This is a genomic window from Paenibacillus sp. FSL R5-0636 (assembly GCF_037974255.1).
Classification (GTDB): Bacteria; Bacillota; Bacilli; order Paenibacillales; family Paenibacillaceae; genus Paenibacillus_AQ; species Paenibacillus_AQ odorifer.
The window spans coordinates 4,487,026-4,505,828 of sequence record NZ_CP150232.1; the positions used below are offsets into that span (position 1 = coordinate 4,487,026).

Annotated in this window: 17 protein-coding genes; 5 read left to right on the forward strand and 12 right to left on the reverse strand. The window is 41.2% G+C overall.

The genetic code is table 11. The features are described from left to right. Positions 1-78: 78 nt before the first annotated feature. The 4 genes from MKX34_RS20430 to MKX34_RS20445 form a co-directional block, all read right to left on the reverse strand. Complete coding sequence (locus tag MKX34_RS20430) at positions 79-4,560, reverse strand: hypothetical protein (RefSeq protein ID WP_076297661.1); 4,482 nt, start codon at positions 4,558-4,560, stop codon at positions 79-81. Beyond that, entirely contained in the window at positions 4,547-5,305 is a 759-nt protein-coding gene (locus tag MKX34_RS20435; RefSeq protein ID WP_076100230.1) for a DUF6063 family protein, read from the reverse strand. Before MKX34_RS20435 ends, MKX34_RS20430 begins: the two co-directional genes overlap by 14 nt. 12 nt (positions 5,306-5,317) lie before the next feature. Continuing rightward, positions 5,318-6,826, reverse strand: coding sequence for a hypothetical protein (locus MKX34_RS20440; RefSeq protein ID WP_141240267.1), 1,509 nt, complete (start codon positions 6,824-6,826; stop codon positions 5,318-5,320). Between the two features lie 371 nt (positions 6,827-7,197). Beyond that, a complete protein-coding gene (locus MKX34_RS20445) occupies positions 7,198-7,578 on the reverse strand; it encodes a GNAT family N-acetyltransferase (protein WP_249267676.1) in 381 nt (126 codons plus the stop codon). 404 nt (positions 7,579-7,982) lie between these two features. On the opposite strand from MKX34_RS20445, the gene MKX34_RS20450 reads away from it, so the two are divergent. Next, on the forward strand, positions 7,983-8,795 hold the full coding sequence (locus tag MKX34_RS20450; protein WP_076297663.1) for an undecaprenyl-diphosphate phosphatase: 813 nt from the start codon (positions 7,983-7,985) through the stop codon (positions 8,793-8,795). Positions 8,796-8,865: 70 nt separating this feature from the next. Here the strand turns inward: MKX34_RS20450 and MKX34_RS20455 are convergent, their stop codons facing one another. The 3 genes from MKX34_RS20455 to MKX34_RS20465 all read right to left on the reverse strand — a co-directional run bounded on the left by MKX34_RS20455 (position 8,866) and on the right by MKX34_RS20465 (position 10,814). Continuing rightward, positions 8,866-9,459 carry a hydrolase gene (locus tag MKX34_RS20455; RefSeq protein WP_076297664.1) on the reverse strand — a complete coding sequence of 198 codons (594 nt, stop codon included), beginning with the start codon at positions 9,457-9,459 and terminating at the stop codon, positions 8,866-8,868. An 81-nt stretch (positions 9,460-9,540) separates the two neighbouring features. Beyond that, positions 9,541-9,873, reverse strand: coding sequence for a chaperone CsaA (gene csaA, locus MKX34_RS20460; RefSeq protein ID WP_038572193.1), 333 nt, complete (start codon positions 9,871-9,873; stop codon positions 9,541-9,543). Positions 9,874-9,908: 35 nt separating this feature from the next. Then, on the reverse strand, positions 9,909-10,814 hold the full coding sequence (locus MKX34_RS20465) for a DMT family transporter (RefSeq protein WP_076297665.1): 906 nt from the start codon (positions 10,812-10,814) through the stop codon (positions 9,909-9,911). A 148-nt stretch (positions 10,815-10,962) separates the two neighbouring features. Between MKX34_RS20465 and MKX34_RS20470 the strand changes: the two genes are divergently transcribed. After that, positions 10,963-11,853 carry an AraC family transcriptional regulator gene (locus MKX34_RS20470; protein WP_076297666.1) on the forward strand — a complete coding sequence of 297 codons (891 nt, stop codon included), beginning with the start codon at positions 10,963-10,965 and terminating at the stop codon, positions 11,851-11,853. 321 nt (positions 11,854-12,174) lie between these two features. Next, complete coding sequence (locus MKX34_RS20475; protein ID WP_076100225.1) at positions 12,175-13,230, forward strand: ankyrin repeat domain-containing protein; 1,056 nt, start codon at positions 12,175-12,177, stop codon at positions 13,228-13,230. A 138-nt stretch (positions 13,231-13,368) separates the two neighbouring features. On the opposite strand, the gene MKX34_RS20480 is transcribed toward MKX34_RS20475, so the two are convergent. Further along, positions 13,369-13,449 (reverse strand): YjcZ family sporulation protein, encoded by an 81-nt coding sequence (locus MKX34_RS20480; RefSeq protein ID WP_232061537.1) that lies wholly within the window; start codon positions 13,447-13,449, stop codon positions 13,369-13,371. A gap of 267 nt (positions 13,450-13,716) precedes the next feature. On the opposite strand from MKX34_RS20480, the gene MKX34_RS20485 reads away from it, so the two are divergent. Both MKX34_RS20485 and MKX34_RS20490 read left to right on the forward strand, forming a co-directional pair. Continuing rightward, a complete protein-coding gene (locus MKX34_RS20485; RefSeq protein ID WP_076100224.1) occupies positions 13,717-14,142 on the forward strand; it encodes a MarR family transcriptional regulator in 426 nt (141 codons plus the stop codon). An 88-nt stretch (positions 14,143-14,230) separates the two neighbouring features. Further along, positions 14,231-15,640 carry an MDR family MFS transporter gene (locus MKX34_RS20490; protein ID WP_076297667.1) on the forward strand — a complete coding sequence of 470 codons (1,410 nt, stop codon included), beginning with the start codon at positions 14,231-14,233 and terminating at the stop codon, positions 15,638-15,640. 191 nt (positions 15,641-15,831) lie between these two features. On the opposite strand, the gene MKX34_RS20495 is transcribed toward MKX34_RS20490, so the two are convergent. The 4 genes from MKX34_RS20495 to MKX34_RS20510 form a co-directional block, all read right to left on the reverse strand. Next, the gene (locus MKX34_RS20495) at positions 15,832-16,104 is read right to left on the reverse strand and encodes a hypothetical protein (protein ID WP_305953528.1); all 273 of its coding nucleotides are present in this window, start codon (positions 16,102-16,104) and stop codon (positions 15,832-15,834) included. 40 nt (positions 16,105-16,144) lie between these two features. After that, positions 16,145-16,414 carry a hypothetical protein gene (locus tag MKX34_RS20500; RefSeq protein ID WP_076100221.1) on the reverse strand — a complete coding sequence of 90 codons (270 nt, stop codon included), beginning with the start codon at positions 16,412-16,414 and terminating at the stop codon, positions 16,145-16,147. Positions 16,415-16,507: 93 nt separating this feature from the next. Then, positions 16,508-17,161 carry a DUF421 domain-containing protein gene (locus MKX34_RS20505; protein ID WP_076100219.1) on the reverse strand — a complete coding sequence of 218 codons (654 nt, stop codon included), beginning with the start codon at positions 17,159-17,161 and terminating at the stop codon, positions 16,508-16,510. Between the two features lie 122 nt (positions 17,162-17,283). Then, a complete protein-coding gene (locus MKX34_RS20510; protein ID WP_038572208.1) occupies positions 17,284-18,522 on the reverse strand; it encodes an ATP-binding protein in 1,239 nt (412 codons plus the stop codon). Positions 18,523-18,803 lie beyond the last annotated feature (281 nt).

The following is an 18,803-nucleotide window of genomic DNA, read 5'->3' on the forward strand; positions in this document are numbered from 1 at the left end:
AAATATCTTTAACATTTAATAAAAAGAAGCCCCAGCAGCGTGATGCATACTGGAGCTTCTTTAAGTTTCATTCCATACTCAGAACAACGAGACAGGAATAAGCTTTCTTCCTCCCTTGATCAGGGTTGATTCCAGCATGTCCCCTTTGACGCCTCCAAAATAAAGCTGCCAATACACGCCAAAACGCACGCTGACATCATTCTTGACAAGCTCCGGCGGCGTAACAATCAGCCATTGGAATTTGAGTGCCTTGGAAATTTCGAAGACGGGGTCAAGCACGTTATTGGAGACCATTTCTCCGAAAGGATTGTCATATAAAAAGACCGTCCACCCTTTATTCTCACGATTCACCTGTTTATGCGTCATGATCATCATTGCGACCAGCAGCTGTACAGATTGACGTTGCCCCCCACTGCCGACAGCTTCATCCAGTGCGCCGCGATTAATAATCTCCCAGTCCGAATAATGATAATCTTCCGGTGCGGCGTAGAGGAAATAATTCTCCGTTACCGGTTTATACACCTGAAGAACTGGAAAGCGGTTCTGCAGCGCCGCATAGACAATTCGTCCGTCATTAATAACCTCTTTGATTACCAGTGCCGGCACTTGTTCTATCTTTGGATACTTTTTGAGCAATTCATTGATACATTGATTGAAGTAGTCACTCACCATCGGCTCTACCTCATCGCTTGTTCTTGGCACATTGATATTCTTGTAATTCAGACGTACCAGCGGGAAGGCATAATTATTCTCGTTATGAATAATCATCCGGCGTTCCATTCGCTTCATAATATCAATGATTTGTACCACTCGTAGAGAAGCCCGGCCTACCCACATCTTGCGGGAGAGATCCATGCCTTCCTTATCGCTTTGAATGCTCTCGATCTGATCACGCGAACTGCGTAGCATGGAATCTAGGACTTGCAGTGCAATAGCGAAATTATCCCAATGGACCGTATTCAATCGATCTAGAATCTTGGTCTCCAGTTCGGAGTTCCGTTCATTTTTCGCAAGTTTTTCGGTTAATGAATTTTTCTCTTCCTTCACCTTTTTGGAGATTTCATCCTGTCTAATCCGGCTATCCTTGATGCGGAGAAGCCAGTCGGCTACTAGAGGCTCGCAGCTTTCTCTAACCCTCAGCGTTATTTCTTCTGGTACACTCCGTAGGTTGACGCGATCCTCAATATGCGCATTCATTATTTTGATTTGATTGGATAAAGTCTGGATGAGGACATCCATTCGATCCAAGGATCTTTTACACTGGTTAAGCATAAGCTCATTCGCTTGGCAGCGCTCCTGAATTTCTGTCTCCTTATCCTCTAGCGCCTCATTCCAAAGCTCCACGGCACGTTCATGTTTCTCCTTGATACCCTTCTCTACTTTGCGCAACTCTTTCTGCAAGTTCTCCAATTCAGTCTGGCAGCGGATGTAACCGTCGTGAACAATCTGATAGTCTTCCTCTAACGAAGTAGTATCCGTCTTTTGGCGATTTCTTGCAGCCATAATAGACTCGGACGTTTCCGTAGGTTCAGTCGCCTTCCGCCAATTCACATCTACTTGATTCAGGCTGGATTCAAGCTCAGCCAGATTCTCGCTTGCTGCCTTAATCTGTGCAGCTCTTGTCCGAACTTCCAGCTCATTTTCGGTAAGTGATTGCTGCAGGCTTTCAACGGTACTGAGCTGCTGCAAGAGAAGATTCTGCTCTACAGGATCTACAGGTATGACTTCTCCTTCATCAGAAAGCTGGCGATCTGTTGGGAAAACAATCTCAGGAAACCATCGTTGCAGTCTAGGGAACATCGCATATTCGGTTTCTCTCGTCCATTTATTGCGTTGTCCGCTCAAGCTTTCCATTTGCACCTTTAGGTGTTCAAGCTGCTGATCTTTACCTGCTAACTCTTTACTCACCAGATTCTTTCGTTCGATTATTTTTTGTTTTTCCTTATAATCTTGTTCCTGTTTCTTCGTCCGTTCAATCCAAGCTTGCAGAACCCCCGCTCTCTGCTCATGCTCCACACTTAGAGCTTTGTTCTCCGCGAGCTCCCGTCCGATCCGGGTAAGCGTCCCTTCGTTCTCATTCATCTCATTGCTCAGATTGATAATGCTCTGCTGAAGTTCAGCCTGCAGTTTAATAAGGGCCTCATGCTTGGTTGTAAGCGTCATGGTATTCTCGTTTTGGAATAAACGTTCATATTCCTGACGCACCGATTTTAACTTAGATAAATAAGCTTCAGAGTCCTGAAGGATCTGCTCCTGTTCCTTGAGCTTCCCCTGAATACTGCTCTTCCAATCCTGGAAACGATCCGGCTGCAAGACCATTTGCGGCCCTTGATTCGCAAAAAGCATGAAGGATGCTTGATGCGAAGCTGCCATCTCTTCACGAATAAAGATCGGCACCGCTGATTTCAGCAAGGTGTCCTTCATCAGTTCCGGCTGAATTTTATCAGCTTCGCGCCGGGTCAAAATCAAACTATATGGAAGTAACGGATATTGCTCCAGTTCTTCCTCACGTTCAAGATACGGACGGTCATTTAAGTAGGAACTACCTAGCGTTGATTGAATCTTTAACGAATCGAGTGTATCTTTGACCGTCAGAATATCTGAATTGGGTAGCCAGTAGGATTGGTTCTGAAGTTCCACATCCATGAGCTGATTATAGTAATCCCTTCTGGAACGTTTAGTCTGTTGCTCTACTTCATCTATTTTTCGGATAAAACGTGCCGGGATAACATCTTGTTCTTCAAAAAGGCCGGTAGCACCTAAACGATTGTGCTCTTCATACATTTCCAGCAGCACAACGAGCTGTGACCATAATTGGGATTCTTTCTGAGTCTGTGACTCAAGCAGAACCCCAAGCTCGTCCGCTTCACGCTCATAAGAACGCCGTTTCTCACTCAGCTCAGCATGACTCTTATGCAGTGCCAGCTTCCGAATCTCTTCCTGCTTATGCTGTTCTTCCAATTCTCCAATGTCTTGAAGAATCGTTTTGACCGCTGAGAACGTACGCTGCAGCGCTGCTGCCGGAGAATGGGCGGCATCCTGCCCATATTGGGCTGCGAATGCTCCGAGTTCTTCCGTATATTGCCGAATAGATAAGGTCAATTCATTGATCTGATTATCCAGCCCCGCCAGCTCTACCAAGAAACTTTCCCTTTCCTTGCGCAATTCCCTTTCTTCCGCCGTCAGGTCTTGCTGCGCTGTCTCAAACTCTCTAATCGTTTGCTGCCAGAGATTAAACACCACATCCCACTGTTTCCGCAGCTGTTCCTTGGCTGCCTGAATGACCTCTTGCCGTTCTTTCATCTCCAGAGAACCTTCGATAGCTTGAATTTCTTTTTGCCACTGCTCAATTTGCCGGGTATGGAGCAACCGTTTAGCCAGAAAATAAGCTACTTCAAGCTTCTTCTCTTGCGCTTTGGAATCCTCCAGCCGACCACGCGCACGGCTCTGATCATCACTGAGCTTCTTAAACTCTTCTTGCTTCAGTTCCGTTTCTTCCTTGCTGCGTAAGTATTTAAGATTGTCTGTCTCAAAGCGCAATTGCTTCGCATCCTGATAACGTCCAGCCAGTTCATCAGCAATCTTACTTCGCTCAACTTCTGCATTTCTCTGCTCTTCATAGATAACCGTATAGATTTGGCGTCCACGTAATTCCGTTTCTTGAACTACGTTTTCTGCTTCCACGCCTAGTTTTACCAGCTCATAAAGTGGTGCAGCCATATTAAGAAACTCTGTATAGACCTGCTCCCGCTGTTCAAGCATCGGCAAGCGCTGAGCCACTGTTGCTGTATCGATAAACATCCGCTGCAGCGTATTGTCGTCTTCCTTTAATCCTTCATTCAGACTAGATCCGATTTCAGGAATAATCAGCTTTTCGAACAAGTTATGATTGGTGAAGGCATCATTCTTTTTAAAATAACCTTTGATACCGCCCTCTTCACCATTGATCCGCCGCATATTACGCCACTCGGCAATATGGATATCCCGGGTAGCCAGGAAGTCATAATATCTTTTCAAATCCGAGCTGTGGCTGCCAAAAGGTACAATCTCCCCCCGCCGATCGCGCACAAATTGCTGGATCGTTTCAAAACTCGTAGGTTCAGCAGTCACTTCGTCAAATAACGGCAACGTTGATAGCGTAAGTTCAGCCGCTTCACCGTAATCTGTAAGTGCGTACAGCAAGTAATCCACTTTGATATCCTGCTGATCAAGCGAATTATGTGCCGTCATAGCGATTCCCGTGGTCATATACTCATTGCGCTCATTGTTGTCGAGATGCCATTCGATAGCTACGTGAAAAGTGTACGGTTTAAGTTGTTTTTTATGATTATGAAAAAAAGCCTCAACCTGGTTCTCACTGTCTTTGCCCCATGGTGTTTTGGGCATTAACAGCTGAAAAATGGATTGCAGCAGTACTCCCTTTCCACCGCCATTCATGAGCGTAATAAGCGTATTAGCGGGTCCCTCTTCGTTGCAGAGGTCCAGAATCATATCGTCGTATTTCTTGAGCATCTTCTCGTATTTAAGTCCTGTAATTCGTATGCGTTCAATCCGCGGCATAGGTAGCACCGTCTTTCTCAGCTAAAGTTCTTCCAATGAGGCTCTTTAATTCCTGGTATCGATCGACATCATGATATAAATAACGCATTCTCTCATACAGCTCTTCCCGAGGAAAGATACGCTTCTCTGTCTCAGAGATGAATACGAGCTTCTCCTCTTCCAGAAGTTTCATGCCTTCATGGATCAGTCCAATTCGTGAGCCTGCGCCTCTGGTCAGAAGATCGCTTTCTTCCTGACTCTTAGTCTGCATGTAGAGACTGGTCCATACCTTAAACATCGCTTGGATATCAAGCTGCCACTGCTGGCTAAATCGCCCATCCTCATCCATCTGAATCCACGTCTGAAAGAGCGAGGACACCTGATCAGCAATTTGAATATAGGACATACTGTCCTGCCCCGACTTAAAATGAGTCTCATCCTGATCCATTTCGGCCAGAAAAACCAGAATAATAATATTGATAATATGTAAGTGAGTTTTACGCTCAACACGTGAATATTTGTTCTTTAACTGGGTGAAATTGGTTGCAAACACTGACCCCAGTGGATTAACCAGCAGATGGAGACGGTGCCCCGAATTCATCACCCGACAGCCCCCTTCTTTAGCAACATACTGAAGCGCATCATAAGTTCCTGCATCCTGAAGGCATTCTGCCGCTGCAGGGTCATCGAGAGGAATTACTTTTTTACGGAGCAATTCAAAAAATAGCCGCGAAGCTTGCTGTACCTGTTCTAATGTATAACTCATGTTAGTAACTTCTCACCTCTCCACGATCGTAATCATATATGGACTCATATCCAGACCAGGACACCGTACCCTTGAGGCTGGCTCTGGAGCAATGCTCGTCCGCAGCATTTTGCCGCGTAAACTCTCAAACAGAAGATCTTCTGCAAGTACATATTGGATTAGCTGTTGGCATTCATCAGAAACGCCGCCACCACCTTCTGGTGCCTGTTCCTGCACTAAAATCTCTGTATGAAAAAACTGCACCCACAGATCAACAGCATCCGGTGTATTTGCCCACCCTGTTAGTTCTTCGGCGGAAAAAGCCTCTGCAGTAAAGGTAAAGCTTCCCTGCTCAGCCAAGGCAGTAAAAACCGGCTTCCACAGATCCACTACTTTTGCCCATGGGATACCTTTAGGAATATATTGAACAGGCTCTGCGTCCACCTCATCTTCGAAATCATCCATCACTAAGTCGGGGATAAAGCCTACCTCTTGTTCCTCCCAAGCCCAAGGAAGCGGATAAACGAAGTCCTGATTCGGAGCGAATAATCCGCTGAGCAGCAGTTCAAGACTGTCACCGCTTGGCAGACCCTCTTCTTTCACCCATTCCTCCCATACGTGAGTACGGAAGTTAAACCCGGCTGCTCCCCAGAATAATTCAGGAAAGTTCAATCTTAAATTGGTCTCCATCTCAAAAATATTCAATACTACCTCAGCCAGCTCATCGTGTACACGCCTAGAAAGCTCGACTCGTTCAGAGAGAATACGGATCTCATTGAAGTCGATTACGTCTTTCTCATCATTGGCCAGCCGGGCCAGAGAACGGTGAATACTGTCAAAATGTTTGCGTTCCTCCTCGAACTGATGATGAATCTCTTCGAGTCGCTGATGCCGAGCCACTCCGAATTCACTAAAAATATGCTTCGGATTGCGGCGTAACGCATTGCGGTATTCTTGCTGTTGCTGGGTCATCTTACGGACACGGGAGATCAGTTCATTAACATCCTGAAGAGCCCGAGTTACGCGCCCATGTTTAATATGCATTTGAATCTCGAGCAGTTTGATGCTGATCTGAAATTCATCAATAATCTCATGGCTCATAAAAATGAGCTCCATTGCATATTCGGAGAGACGATAGATGGTTCTGCCATTCTCTTCCCAACTGCTGCGGGTCGCATCCTCGTCCACCGTGAAATACTTATATTTCTGCACGGACATTTGCCGGGTCACATCATCATAGAAAAAGGATTCGAAATCTCCACCATTCCCGCTCCACAATAAACCGTCCACGAGACGCTCTACGGATTCGGTAGTCCCAAGATTGGCGATATTAAAACGTTCCAGTGCAGTCCAAGTAAGTTCTATAATATCCTCCTTGGATCTTCTCTCATTCGATTCTAGCTCCAGATAATAGACTTGCAGCAGAACGCTTAAAGACACCATTTCTTTGTACGGTTGGATTTCGCCAAGGTTCATGCCAGCCCCCAAATTCCACAGGGGATTCAATCGTTTGTTTCGTTCGCCAAAATCCGACCAATTCATCTTTCTGCTAACCTCGCCATCACTTCATAATTTAAAATTTCCTGCGGAACTCTCCGGTCCTTTTCTCCCTGTACGGACAACGCCATACTTATTCTCGATCACCCTCACTAAAAGAAATAAAACCCCTATACATCCTGTATAGGGTTCTGAAACACGGGAATATATGTTTCTATTATAACAATCCTTCGAAGCTTATGCTATTTTTGTTAAACAAAATAATAGATTCTAGCCGGATGACAAAAGATCGCGGAATTACAGGGAGAAATCCCCTGATTTTTCTCTTGAAGCTTCATTAACCCTTATGGACTAAGCAAAAAAAGGCTGCCCCAAAAACCATGAATTGGCTGAATGAGACGGCCCTTTTTTATTAACTACTCAGCAACTCCTTGCGTAAACGCCATACAATACTGCTCAAGTGGGCTATTAGGTAGAGGAATGACTTTAACCGTACGGAAATGATAATGCTCATAAATAGGCAAGTTGCTCGGCGTCTGTGTCTCTAACGTGCATAATGTATTGTTCACACGACATTCCGCGAGCAGCGGTGTCATGATTTTTGATACATATCCTTGGCCTCGATATTGTTCTTGCACTGCAAGCATATCCAAATGTTTAACCTTCTGATCCCCAAACATTGATAACCATAAAGAACTCATACTACGCAAAATAGATAAACCACGTATAAATCCTCGCACCCCAATGATTCGGCAGATCGGTAATGACTTGATGATCGCAAGGACTATCTGTTTCATATACCTTACGTTCGAAATCAATTTCCCTGTCTGACGCTCCGAATGGAACACTAAAGCCACTGCTTCAAAGTCATTAGAAGTCGTTAGTAAATCCGAATATGGATACAACATCTCAATGTAACGATGGAAAAAAATATTCAACACGCGTAATCTGGTTGATTCATCAGGCAAGATATGCTGATATAACGGATCATTTTTAGCAAATGCTTCGGCCAGAACACTGGCTGCTCTCGGAATATCATGCTGCTGAATTTTTAGTAATGTACTACAAATAGTTCCACCTCATTTAATAGTCTTACGAATTAGTATAACTCGTCCAATTGAATATGGCACGATGGTTCTATTGTCATTTCTTTATTGAATACGATATGATTGAAAAGATTACAAAAATACTGGGAGGTAAAATGGAAGATATTATACTGTGGCTTAAATACTTGTTTCTAGGGTTTGTTCAAGGGGCAACTGAGCCAATCCCCGTCTCTTCGAGCGGCCATTTGATCATCGCACAGAAATTGCTAGGCTTAAAACAAAATGGGCTATCATTTGAAATCTTAACAAATACGGCTTCACTAATCGCGATTTGTTTTATTTTCCGTAAAGATATCGGAAGATTGATCACTGGATTCGTTCAATTTATTCTGACCCGCAAAGAGGAATATAAGTCAGATTTCCTGTTCTCTTTGTACATCATCATCGGTACCTTGCCTGCGGTAATCGTTGCTTTACTCTTCAAGGATCAGATTGAGGATATCTTCTCGTCAGTTCATACCGTATCCATCGCCTTGCTGGTTACAGGGGTAGCTTTATGGTTGATCCGTAACCTTCGCGGCCGTAAACAAGATGGTGACTTAAAAGCGAAGGATGCAGTTATAGTCGGACTTGCCCAAGCAGTCGCCCTTATTCCTGGGATAAGCCGCTCTGGTGCAACTGTCATCTCTTCCATCGCTGTGGGAATGAAGCAAGAAACTGCTTTACGCTTTTCTTTTATGCTTTATATTCCTGTCAGTTTGGGCGGACTTGTTATGGGTGCATCTGATATTGCCCACGATCCTAACCGCTTGCAGCTAGCAATTCCATACTTGATTGCATTTATTACTACACTTATCGTTACTTATTTCTCCATGCGCTGGTTTATGGGGATTATGGCTAAAGGTAATTTGAAGTATTTCTCTTATTACTGCTTCTTAGCTGGGATACTTCTCCTCATCTTTATGTAAGACATAACTTCAATTAAAAAACCTCATGACAATCTCTGAAATTACAGAGAGAGCCTGAGGTTTTTTTATACTATTTCAACATGGATATTACTTCATCGCTCGACCGGATCTTACCTATACGAGGGAAGATAGTTTTGCATACATAATCATGCTCTTCTTTAGTCATCGCGGTCATAGCGTCTTCTACTAAAACTTGATGATAACCAAGCTGATAAGCTTCTCTAGCAGTAGTATCCACACCAATCGAGGTAGAAATACCACATAGTACGATCGTATCTATTCCGCGGCGCCGTAACTGCAAATCAAGATCTGTACCGAAAAATGCCCCCCACTGCCGTTTGGTAATCAGATGTGCATTTTTGATATTCGCTAATTCTGGCACGATGTTGTCCCAACCTTCTGGATAGGTGACAGAATTCATTTGTAAATCAGTTTTAGGTTTAAGCATATCTTGCCCATCTAGCCATGACACCCTCACTAGAACAACAAATCCCCCTTTCTCCGTAAAGGATTGAGCTAATTTGCTGGCATTCTCAACCACCTGAGCACTTGTATGCGGCCCCTGCTTTGGACTGTGGACAATTCCTTGTTGCAGGTCGATCACGACTAGCGCCGTTTTACTTGCCTCAATACTTTCAGATACTAAGCTTGTTAATTCTTCCATGGTCTTCGCTCCGATTACTATCAATTTTGTGTACATCTTAAAATAGACCCACTGTTAGTTTAATACAACAATTACCCTATATTACCCAATAGGTGTCCCATTAGGTAATTTAATATCTGGCTTCAAGAGAACCACATCCCCTTTATCCGGTATTCCTCCAAGAACTAATACTTCTGATAGGAAACCCGCTATATTTCGAGCAGGGAAGTTAACTACCCCAATGATTTGTTGCCCTACAATCTCTTCAGGCCTATATCGTTTAGTAATCTGTGCACTTGATGTTTTGCTTCCGATATCGGGTCCAAAATCAATTTGGAGTTTAATCGCAGGTATTTTTGCTTTTGCAAAAAACTCCGCTTTAATAATCGTTCCAACACGAACATCAAGTTTCAAAAAATCATCAATAGTTACCATTTCCCATCCCCCTATACATATTTCCGACTACTCATTTACTTATTTTGAATGTAGTACTTTAAAGATTTCGACCAAAAATACATTCCCATACCGAGTAAGGTTATTATGCCGCCTAAAAGCTGGAATAATGACATAGTTTCCCCTAATAATAGGTATGCAAGGACAATGGCAAGAACAGGCTCACCAATAATCCCAACCGAGACAGTAGTTGCTCCAATCGACTTTAACAAAAGGTTAAAGATGTATTGACCAAAAATAGTTGGAATTATTGCAAGAAGCAAAAAATAAATCCAATCTGATGAAGCATAATTAATTAATGAGACATTATTTATCAAATTGTACACGAGCATAACAGTACCACCAATAAAAAAGACGAAAATGCTGTATATATTTGCATTGATTTTGCCGCTTACTTTTTGCCCGGCCAACAGATAGACTGAAGCGCAGAATGTGCCAATTAACGATAAAGCATCGCCGATTAGTGCATCTTTCGAAACCCATATGTCTCCCCATGCAATAACAATCGAACCTAAAAGAGCAACAATCAGGCAAAAAACGGTTAGCAGGTTAACATGTTCTTTGAATAAAAAGTAAGACCCCATCATAACAAATAGCGGCTGTAACGATAAGATCACCATGGAGCTTGCAACTGAAGTATAGACCAATGATTCCATCCAGAATAAAAAGTGTAACCCTAGAAATAGGCCGGATAAAACAACGATGGCCCAATCTTTTTTATTCATCTCAGCAGAACGAGCCATTTTCCCAGATGTAAAACAGAGCATGATGATTACAGAAATAAACAGTCTATACATCCCAGCCACTGAAGTAGGTGTATCTGAAAGTTTAATCATAATTGAAGAGATAGAAACGGACAAAATACTAATAAATAACAGAATAAACGGATGAAATAGTATAGACGGTTTATTTGAACTAACCATAGTTCCTCCAAAATGTGTGACAATCCCTGTGCACAGAATTGTATGATAAGTCTAGGCTGGATATAATAATATCATCGCCAGGGTCTATATTGTGCAACTATATCTTTAATTTATATTGAAATATCGTCAAATAAGGAGAATAAGCACTTTGAAAAAGCAATTACACGAAGCCATTCAATTTCCTGATGATTCATTTCCATACATCCTGTACACTCATACCAATTATGAATCTATTCCTAATGGCAGAGGGGTTAACGATCTACATTGGCACCAAGAACTACAAATTACTTTAGTGACCAAAGGGAAACTAACCATACAAGTCAACGGAATCAATTATGATTTAGAAACAGGTCAGGCCATCTTTATTAATAAGAGCGTACTTCATATTGTTACATACCTTAGCCAAGAGGGTGAATATGTTAGTTTTAACTTCCCAGAGAAGTTACTTGCGTTTTATTCTGATAGTGCAATGGAAAAAAAGTATGTACTACCGTATACCAATTCATTCTTGTTAAGTTTAGAAATCAAAGGGGATAAGGACTGGCATAATCAAATCCTACAAATTCTTTGGGATATGAAAAAAGAATTTGAATCGAAAAAAAAATGGGGATGGGAGTACGAAGTTTCTATCAAAACTGCCCAGTTATGGTTAATCCTTATATCAAATTTTTCTCTATCCTCCGAGGAATCGTCTAAATATAACAGACTCCAGCAAGAGAGACTACAATTAATGCTTAGCTTTATTCACAAAAACTATTCTAATAATTTGACATTGAAGGAAATAGCAGATATAGCACATTTAAGTGTATCGGAGTGCACTCGAGGTTTTAAAAAAAGCATCCATATGACTCCGTATTTCTACTTAATTAAATATCGCATTAATAAAAGCTGTGATTTGTTAATAGCAACTGACTACACGATAACTGAAATCGCACAGCGAGTTGGTTTCAATAACGCAAATCACTTTATCCAGTCTTTTAAAAAACACTTAAATATAACTCCTAAGGAGTTCAGAAAAATTAGAAATGAACGAACTTAAAAAACAACAAAAGCAGAGTCGATCGCTTTGGCTGACTGCCAAATCGTGTTTATTGAGCTATCGTTCTCCGTTAGCGTAATTTCGAAGTCCTTCGTAAATCTCGAATTTATTTCCAAGACACAAGCTTAATGTTTTCATTTTCTAATAGTCTATGATTTCGGGATCGCCTTATAAACGATATTCCATTCTCTTTTCCAATAATGTTACGTCTATATCTTCAACCTTTTCGTCCTGCATGAATTAGTGTTCAATTCTCCTATATGATAAACTTGCAAGAAGTTATCTGCTATTTATCTATTAATAAAGGAGCGGAAAAATGATATGGGCAAAAAGAAAAAAACATTACCCGCCAATTTTGCCGAGCTGGTTAAAACGAATGATATATCTGCCTTAAAAGAGGTATTTGAGCTATGCGAATGGGATGCCCGCGGGGGTTACAGCAAAGGTACCGCCCTCAGCTTCCGGCAAATACCGGATGAAATGGTTTCCTGGCTTGTGGAGCAGGGTGCTGACATCAACGCTGCTGACAACTATAAGCGTACCCCTCTTCATGCTCAGGCTGCAACCTGGTCCGGAAATGTCCCCTTACTCCTTGAGCTAGGTGCAGATATGGAAGCTCTGGATTACCAGAATGAGACACCGCTGCACTCAGCAGCAGCTTCTTACAAAACAAAAGTAGTGCGGGATCTGGTGGAACGCGGTGCAAATGTCCATGCAGAAAATATGCGAAAAAACACACCTCTCGCCAAAGGATTATTACAATGCCGGAATATCGATATAGTTCACATGGCAGAAATCTCGCGAATTATGCTGGATGCAGGTGCAGCAATTACGCCGGAGATGAAGGAATCCGTGCGGCGTATCGGCAAGGATTTTGAATTCGTCAGAACAAATTACAATAAAGATCGACTGGATGAAACTGCAAATGCTCTCCTGGAGCTGTACCGGCAATTTGATGTCGAGCCTATAGCGAAACTGGAGAGACATGACGGAATTTCTCCCATCAAGGTAACGGCAGCCACATGGCCCGCACAGCACCAAGAGCTGTGGGATTTTCTTGTCCCTGCTTCAGGACATGCGACAACGGTGCAGGGTGAGGTTATCCGCATCACAGGGCGGGTGTCTCATGAAATACTTAATAATGGCGGAGGAAACTGGGATGCCGATTACCGTAAAATGCTGGATGCACTGATACGGCATTTTAGCACGGGCACGCCTTTAACGCCCGCCCTTCTTCAAGAGGCAGCTGCACTCGCCAAGCGGTTCCGCAACATTGCTGGCAATGAGCAACCAGCCAGATTATGCGAGCTGGCGGTGCAATGGGTACTTGCCAATCCTCAGCCCATTTCTATGACACAACCCGATTATTCCCGTTAAGTCTTCTATATGAATATTCATGACAACATTAACCACCGTAAAAATAATCCAGAATCCTTAACGTTGTCAATTATCTAACAAAAGAAAACACAGAAACGCCCCGAAGAAAAAAACTTCGGGGCGTCGATTTACATAATTCTAGATCCAACAAGTTTTAAGGATAATGACGAGAAGAATGTAAAGTACAAGAATCGTACCCGTTGATGTCCAAGGATTAATACAAACTGGAGCCTTTTTTTGTTCTTGAACGCCCCCAACACAATTATATCCCATTTTAATCCCTCCCTAATTACTTTTTTTTTAATTTCACAACAGCATATGACTATGTATCATCAAATGATTGGGCATTAAACAACTTTGTCGCTTGTATCTAAGCCTATGATTCTATTCATTTTCTTTAACTTGACAAGCACCAGTTACTGTATGCTAATATAGACAAATCAATAACGTTGATATATCATCTATTCTTCAATTAGGAGAGATCATATGGATTCAAGAGAACCTTTAGGTTTGGTCATTCGAGATTTGCATTTAGAAATAGCAAATTATTTAACAAAGTTACTTGCTCCTTTTCGACTTGCACCTGAACAGCATCTACTTATGGCTCTGATTCTTGAGAAAGAAGGTCTATCTCAGAACGAGATTGCTGCTAATCTTGGTAAGGACAAAGCCAGTGTTGCCCGAATGATCGCCAGCTTAGAGAGCAAAGGTTACATACGCAAAGTAACAAGTGCGCAAGATCGCCGAGCGGTAAATGTATATGTAACAGAAGAAGGACGGAAATTAGAGAATACTATAAATGAGGTGACGGTCAATTTAAACGAAATTATCGAGTCAGGATTATCTGCTTCAGATTACTCAACGTTAAAGACTTTGCTAACACATGTGCTGAATAATGTAAGAGATGCTTAAAGCATTTCTCTCCCCCTTATAGTTGATATATCATCTATCCTGTAAAAATAATCCGAATCAAAATACTGAAAAGAGGTTCATCATTATTATGGAATCATCATCAACTGTTCAAGTTAAACGTCCAGCCCTCATGGCCTTCTCGCTTATGTTAGGTGCATTCGTCGGGCTATTTAGTGAAACCGCCTTAAACATGGCTTTTACAAATTTAATGGATGAATTTTCAATCAACGCCTCAACGGTTCAGTGGCTAACCACAGGATATTTACTTGTATTAGGTATCCTCGTTCCAATATCCGCCCTATTAATGCAATGGTTTACCACTAGACAATTATTCACCGCTTCCTTGCTATTTTCTATTATCGGTACTTTAATTGCTGCCCTCTCCCCTAATTTCAGCTTATTATTAATTGCACGATTAGTGCAAGCCTTAGGGACAGGGTTATTGCTTCCATTAATGACCAATATTATTCTTATTATTTTCCCTGCACATAAACGCGGAACTGTCATGGGAATGATGGGACTCGTTATTATGTGTGCACCAGCCCTTGGCCCTACTCTATCTGGTTTAATTGTAGATCATTTTGGCTGGGAGTATATCTTTTGGATAAGCTTACCTTTATTGTTATTTACATTAGGTTTCGGATTAACATTCATTAAAAATGTAGCCAACATCACAAAACCTAAAATTGATATTTTATCCATCTTGCTTTCTACTCTTGGATTTGGTGGAATCGTCTTTGGTTTTAGTAACTTTGCTGATCATTCTTTGAGTGAAATCATTGTTTTGCTGCCTCTTATTGTTGGTTTCATCAGCTTAATCTTGTTTGTATTACGGCAATTTAAATTGGAAACCCCAATGCTGAATTTACGGGTATTTAAATATCCCATGTTTACGATAGGTCTTATAATGCTCTTTTTAGGAATGATGATCATTTTATCTTCTGCAATTTTATTACCTTTATATTTAAAAGGAGGTTTATTGTTATCGGCCACAATGGCTGGTACTCTACTTCTTCCAGGCAGTGTTATTAACGGGGCTATGGCTCCAGTTACGGGTAGAGTATTCGATAAATACGGTCCGAAATTATTGCTGCCGCTTGGATTTTTTATCGCAACCATTGCTGGTTTTCTATTTACAAGAAACTCTACTGAAACCAGTAGCCTAACCTTTATATTAATACACTGCGCAATGTTTATCGGATTAGCAATGGTCATTATGCCCGCTCAAACCAATGGGTTAAATCAATTACCTGTGAAATACTATCCGGATGGGGCTGCTGTTATGAGTACACTTCAGCAAATTGCAGGTGCTCTTGGTACAACGTTCGCTGTTACGCTAATGTCTAGCGGACAAATACGATTCGCAAACACACATCCAACCGCTGCACAGCCTGAAATATTAACCGCTGGAATTACACATGCTTACTTATTTATCGCAGCAATTGCAGGTATTGGATTGATTATATCGTTATTTGTGAAGCGTATTCGAGTGTATTGATTTTGTCTGTTAAAAAGACAGTGGACATGAACTGCCCGCTGTCTTTTTTTTTAAGTATAATCCTAAGGCTTTAACTCATATGTTTTTCATAAAAAACTAATGTTAAGTTGTCATTTATTTTTTTGGTTTCCCCCGTGCTTCTATACCCTAACTTTTCATATAAATAGCAATTCCTTTGCTCTTGTATAATACTATCCAGCTCCCATTTCTTTGATGCTGACCCGATAAGTTTTATTATCCTTCTTAACGATGCGGACACCGCCCACAGCAATATCAAAATACTTAATCATATAATTATCTGCAAAAGACTGATTAATTCGATCCCTTATTTGTTCCACAGTTTCATTGGCTGGGCTGGTTTCATAATCTTTATATTTCTCCAGCAATGGCATAAAGGCTTTAACTTGCATTTCATGAATAAACGCTGCGTCGCTTGCGTCTGCTTTACATAAAGAAATCTCCATAAAGTTATCCCCCTCCGAAAGTTAGTTAATATATAAGCTGTCAGATATTCTTTTTATCCTCCGGTTTAGAGGAATCTCTAAAAGAGCCCAAGATCCCCGTAAACAGTCCAATTAATCCTATAAAAACACCTATCCCCTGACCACCCTCATAGGCTAATATCACAACTACTCCAAACAATGTAATGTGAAGACCAAAAAGCTGAGTTTGTAGGACACTAGGCCGGATAAAATCTAATAATGCTCCTGCGTGAAACATTACAACAACTAGCACAATTAGAGCGGTTAAGATCCATAATCCTAAACTAATCATCCTTACCTCCATTAAGATTTATTATTCACTAGGCACTCCTGATTTGAAAAAAGACACTTGAGCCTCCCGGCTCCAGCGTCTCATCTTGTTGATTTATGGTTTGTTTTTGGGAAGGATATAGAGTGTTCCGTCTTCTTTATATTCAGCATAGGCAATATCCTCAATGCAATTATAGCCCTGCTCTCTGACGCGTTCCTTAATCTGCTCCTTGTTCATCGATCTGCCACGCATGGACTCTTCCAGTACCCTGCCTTTATCAATAACTGTAACGGAAAAAGCAGAAGATTGCTCATCTTCAGACTTGCGCATTACCGATAGAGAACCGTTCGTTTCGAGCAGAGCATACCGTACTTCACTTAGGGAAAAGATATTTTGTTGCCTCAGCATGAACAGCAGTTGGGTATACTCAATATCATATTTCTCCAACAAATCCTGATTCACTTTGCCATCGTCAATTAGCAGCACTGTCCGGCCTTCCGCCATGTTCCCGAATTTCACAAAATGGGTAGTCACCTTTTCGAACAGATAAGATAATGCGGTCCAAATAAAAAGAGCAAACAGCAGATGCCAGATCTTCACCTCATCATCATATATCGTATTGCCGACAATTTCACTTAAAATCAATGAAGACAGAAAATCAAGTGGTGTCAATTGACTAAGCGTCTTGCGGCCGGTAATAAAGGTAATGATCCACAAACCAAAAAAGCTGATGACCAATTTGACGCCTATAGTTACAAATATCTCCATTGCTGCACCTCCAGATGGGACTCGCGCAGGCACGTTGCCCTTTTTACACGAAATCCATTCATGAAAGGTATTACACACTCCTAGTGGGGTATAAACAGCAAAAGATACTCTCTGCAACTTGCCTATGTTGGGATGGTTATAAGGAATGTTGTCCCTTTGCCTTTTTCACTATCGACTTCAATATTTCCTTTCACTTTATCGACGGTACTGTAGACCATAAGCATACCCAGCCCCGTCCCTTCTGCTTTAGTAGAATAATACGGTTTACCGAGTCGCGATATTTCATCTTTAGTCATGCCGACTCCGTTATCTTTGATACTGATCATAATATTTTGCTTTTTTTCAAATATATCGATAAATAGCGTTCCGCCATCGGTTTCCTTCATCGCTTCTATACCGTTTTTATATAAATTAATTAGACACTGCTGAATCTGGTTCCGGTCATAATTTTTATTTAAGGAATTATTAAAATTGAATTGAACATCTACTTTGTGCATGGTGGCATAAGGCATTATGATATTTTTAGTATATTCTGATTCTGCCTTCATATTGGAGTAAACCATGTTTTCAGATTGTGGCTTGGCAAAGGAGAGATAATCACTTACAATTTTTTCTGCTCGCTGTAGCTCTTGTAAAGACAACTCTACAAATCCCTTTTCCTCTGGCGTCATTGTTTTAGATTTATTTAATAGCTGCAAAAAACCACTAGTCACTGTAAGTGGATTTCTGATTTCATGGGATACACTTGCCGCTAGCTCGCTGACGACATTTAATCTTTCCGATTGGACAATCCGTTCCCGATTTTTAATATTAGATATAATTTTTTCAATCAAAATCATAATGACACTCATCACCCCAACATGAGTCGTCAAAGCATTTAATGAAAGAATCCAAAATTGCCTGTCTAAAGAATCCTGAACCAAACCTAAAATAAACAGATAAACCCCCATAATTAGCAAAGCAATCAGATTTGCCGCAATCACACGACCTTTCGATGGTAATTTTAAAAATCTGTTTTTATATAACGGCACCAAAATCAGAATCGCCGTCGCAAATAGAAACGAATAAAATACGCCATCTCCACCCACATAGAATCTGTACGCATTCAAAATAATATATAGAGGAAAAACATTCCTATATCCTCCAAAGAGTGCCACAATAATAAACGGAATGTACCTTAAATCAAAAATATAGCCAATTTCTAGTCTGATAGGTTTAGCGATACAGAGACTCATGGTCACTGCTGACATAAAAACGAGAATCAATCTATTGTAGGAATAGGCCCGATTCTCAAAAAATATCAGAAATGTTAATACTGGAAAAAGCAAAAACAAAAAATTCAAAAGTAGGGTTTCAAACAAGAGATGACTTCCTTTCAGCCTTTTGCTGCGTAAATGAATATATTCAAGGTTATATTAAGGGTTTTAGATCATTACCTAAGCTAACATTATAAGTCACAGTATTGACTATACACTATGTATTTCTCAACCATTTTTCAAATAATCCCAAAAAATCATACTATAGAACCACAATTAGCAAAAAAATACAGACATCTGAAGTCTGTGTGGGGTCATCAATTTTCGTATTCCTGAATATCTACATTGTAAACTGTACCTTCGTAGTTTTTATGGCTGGAAATGAA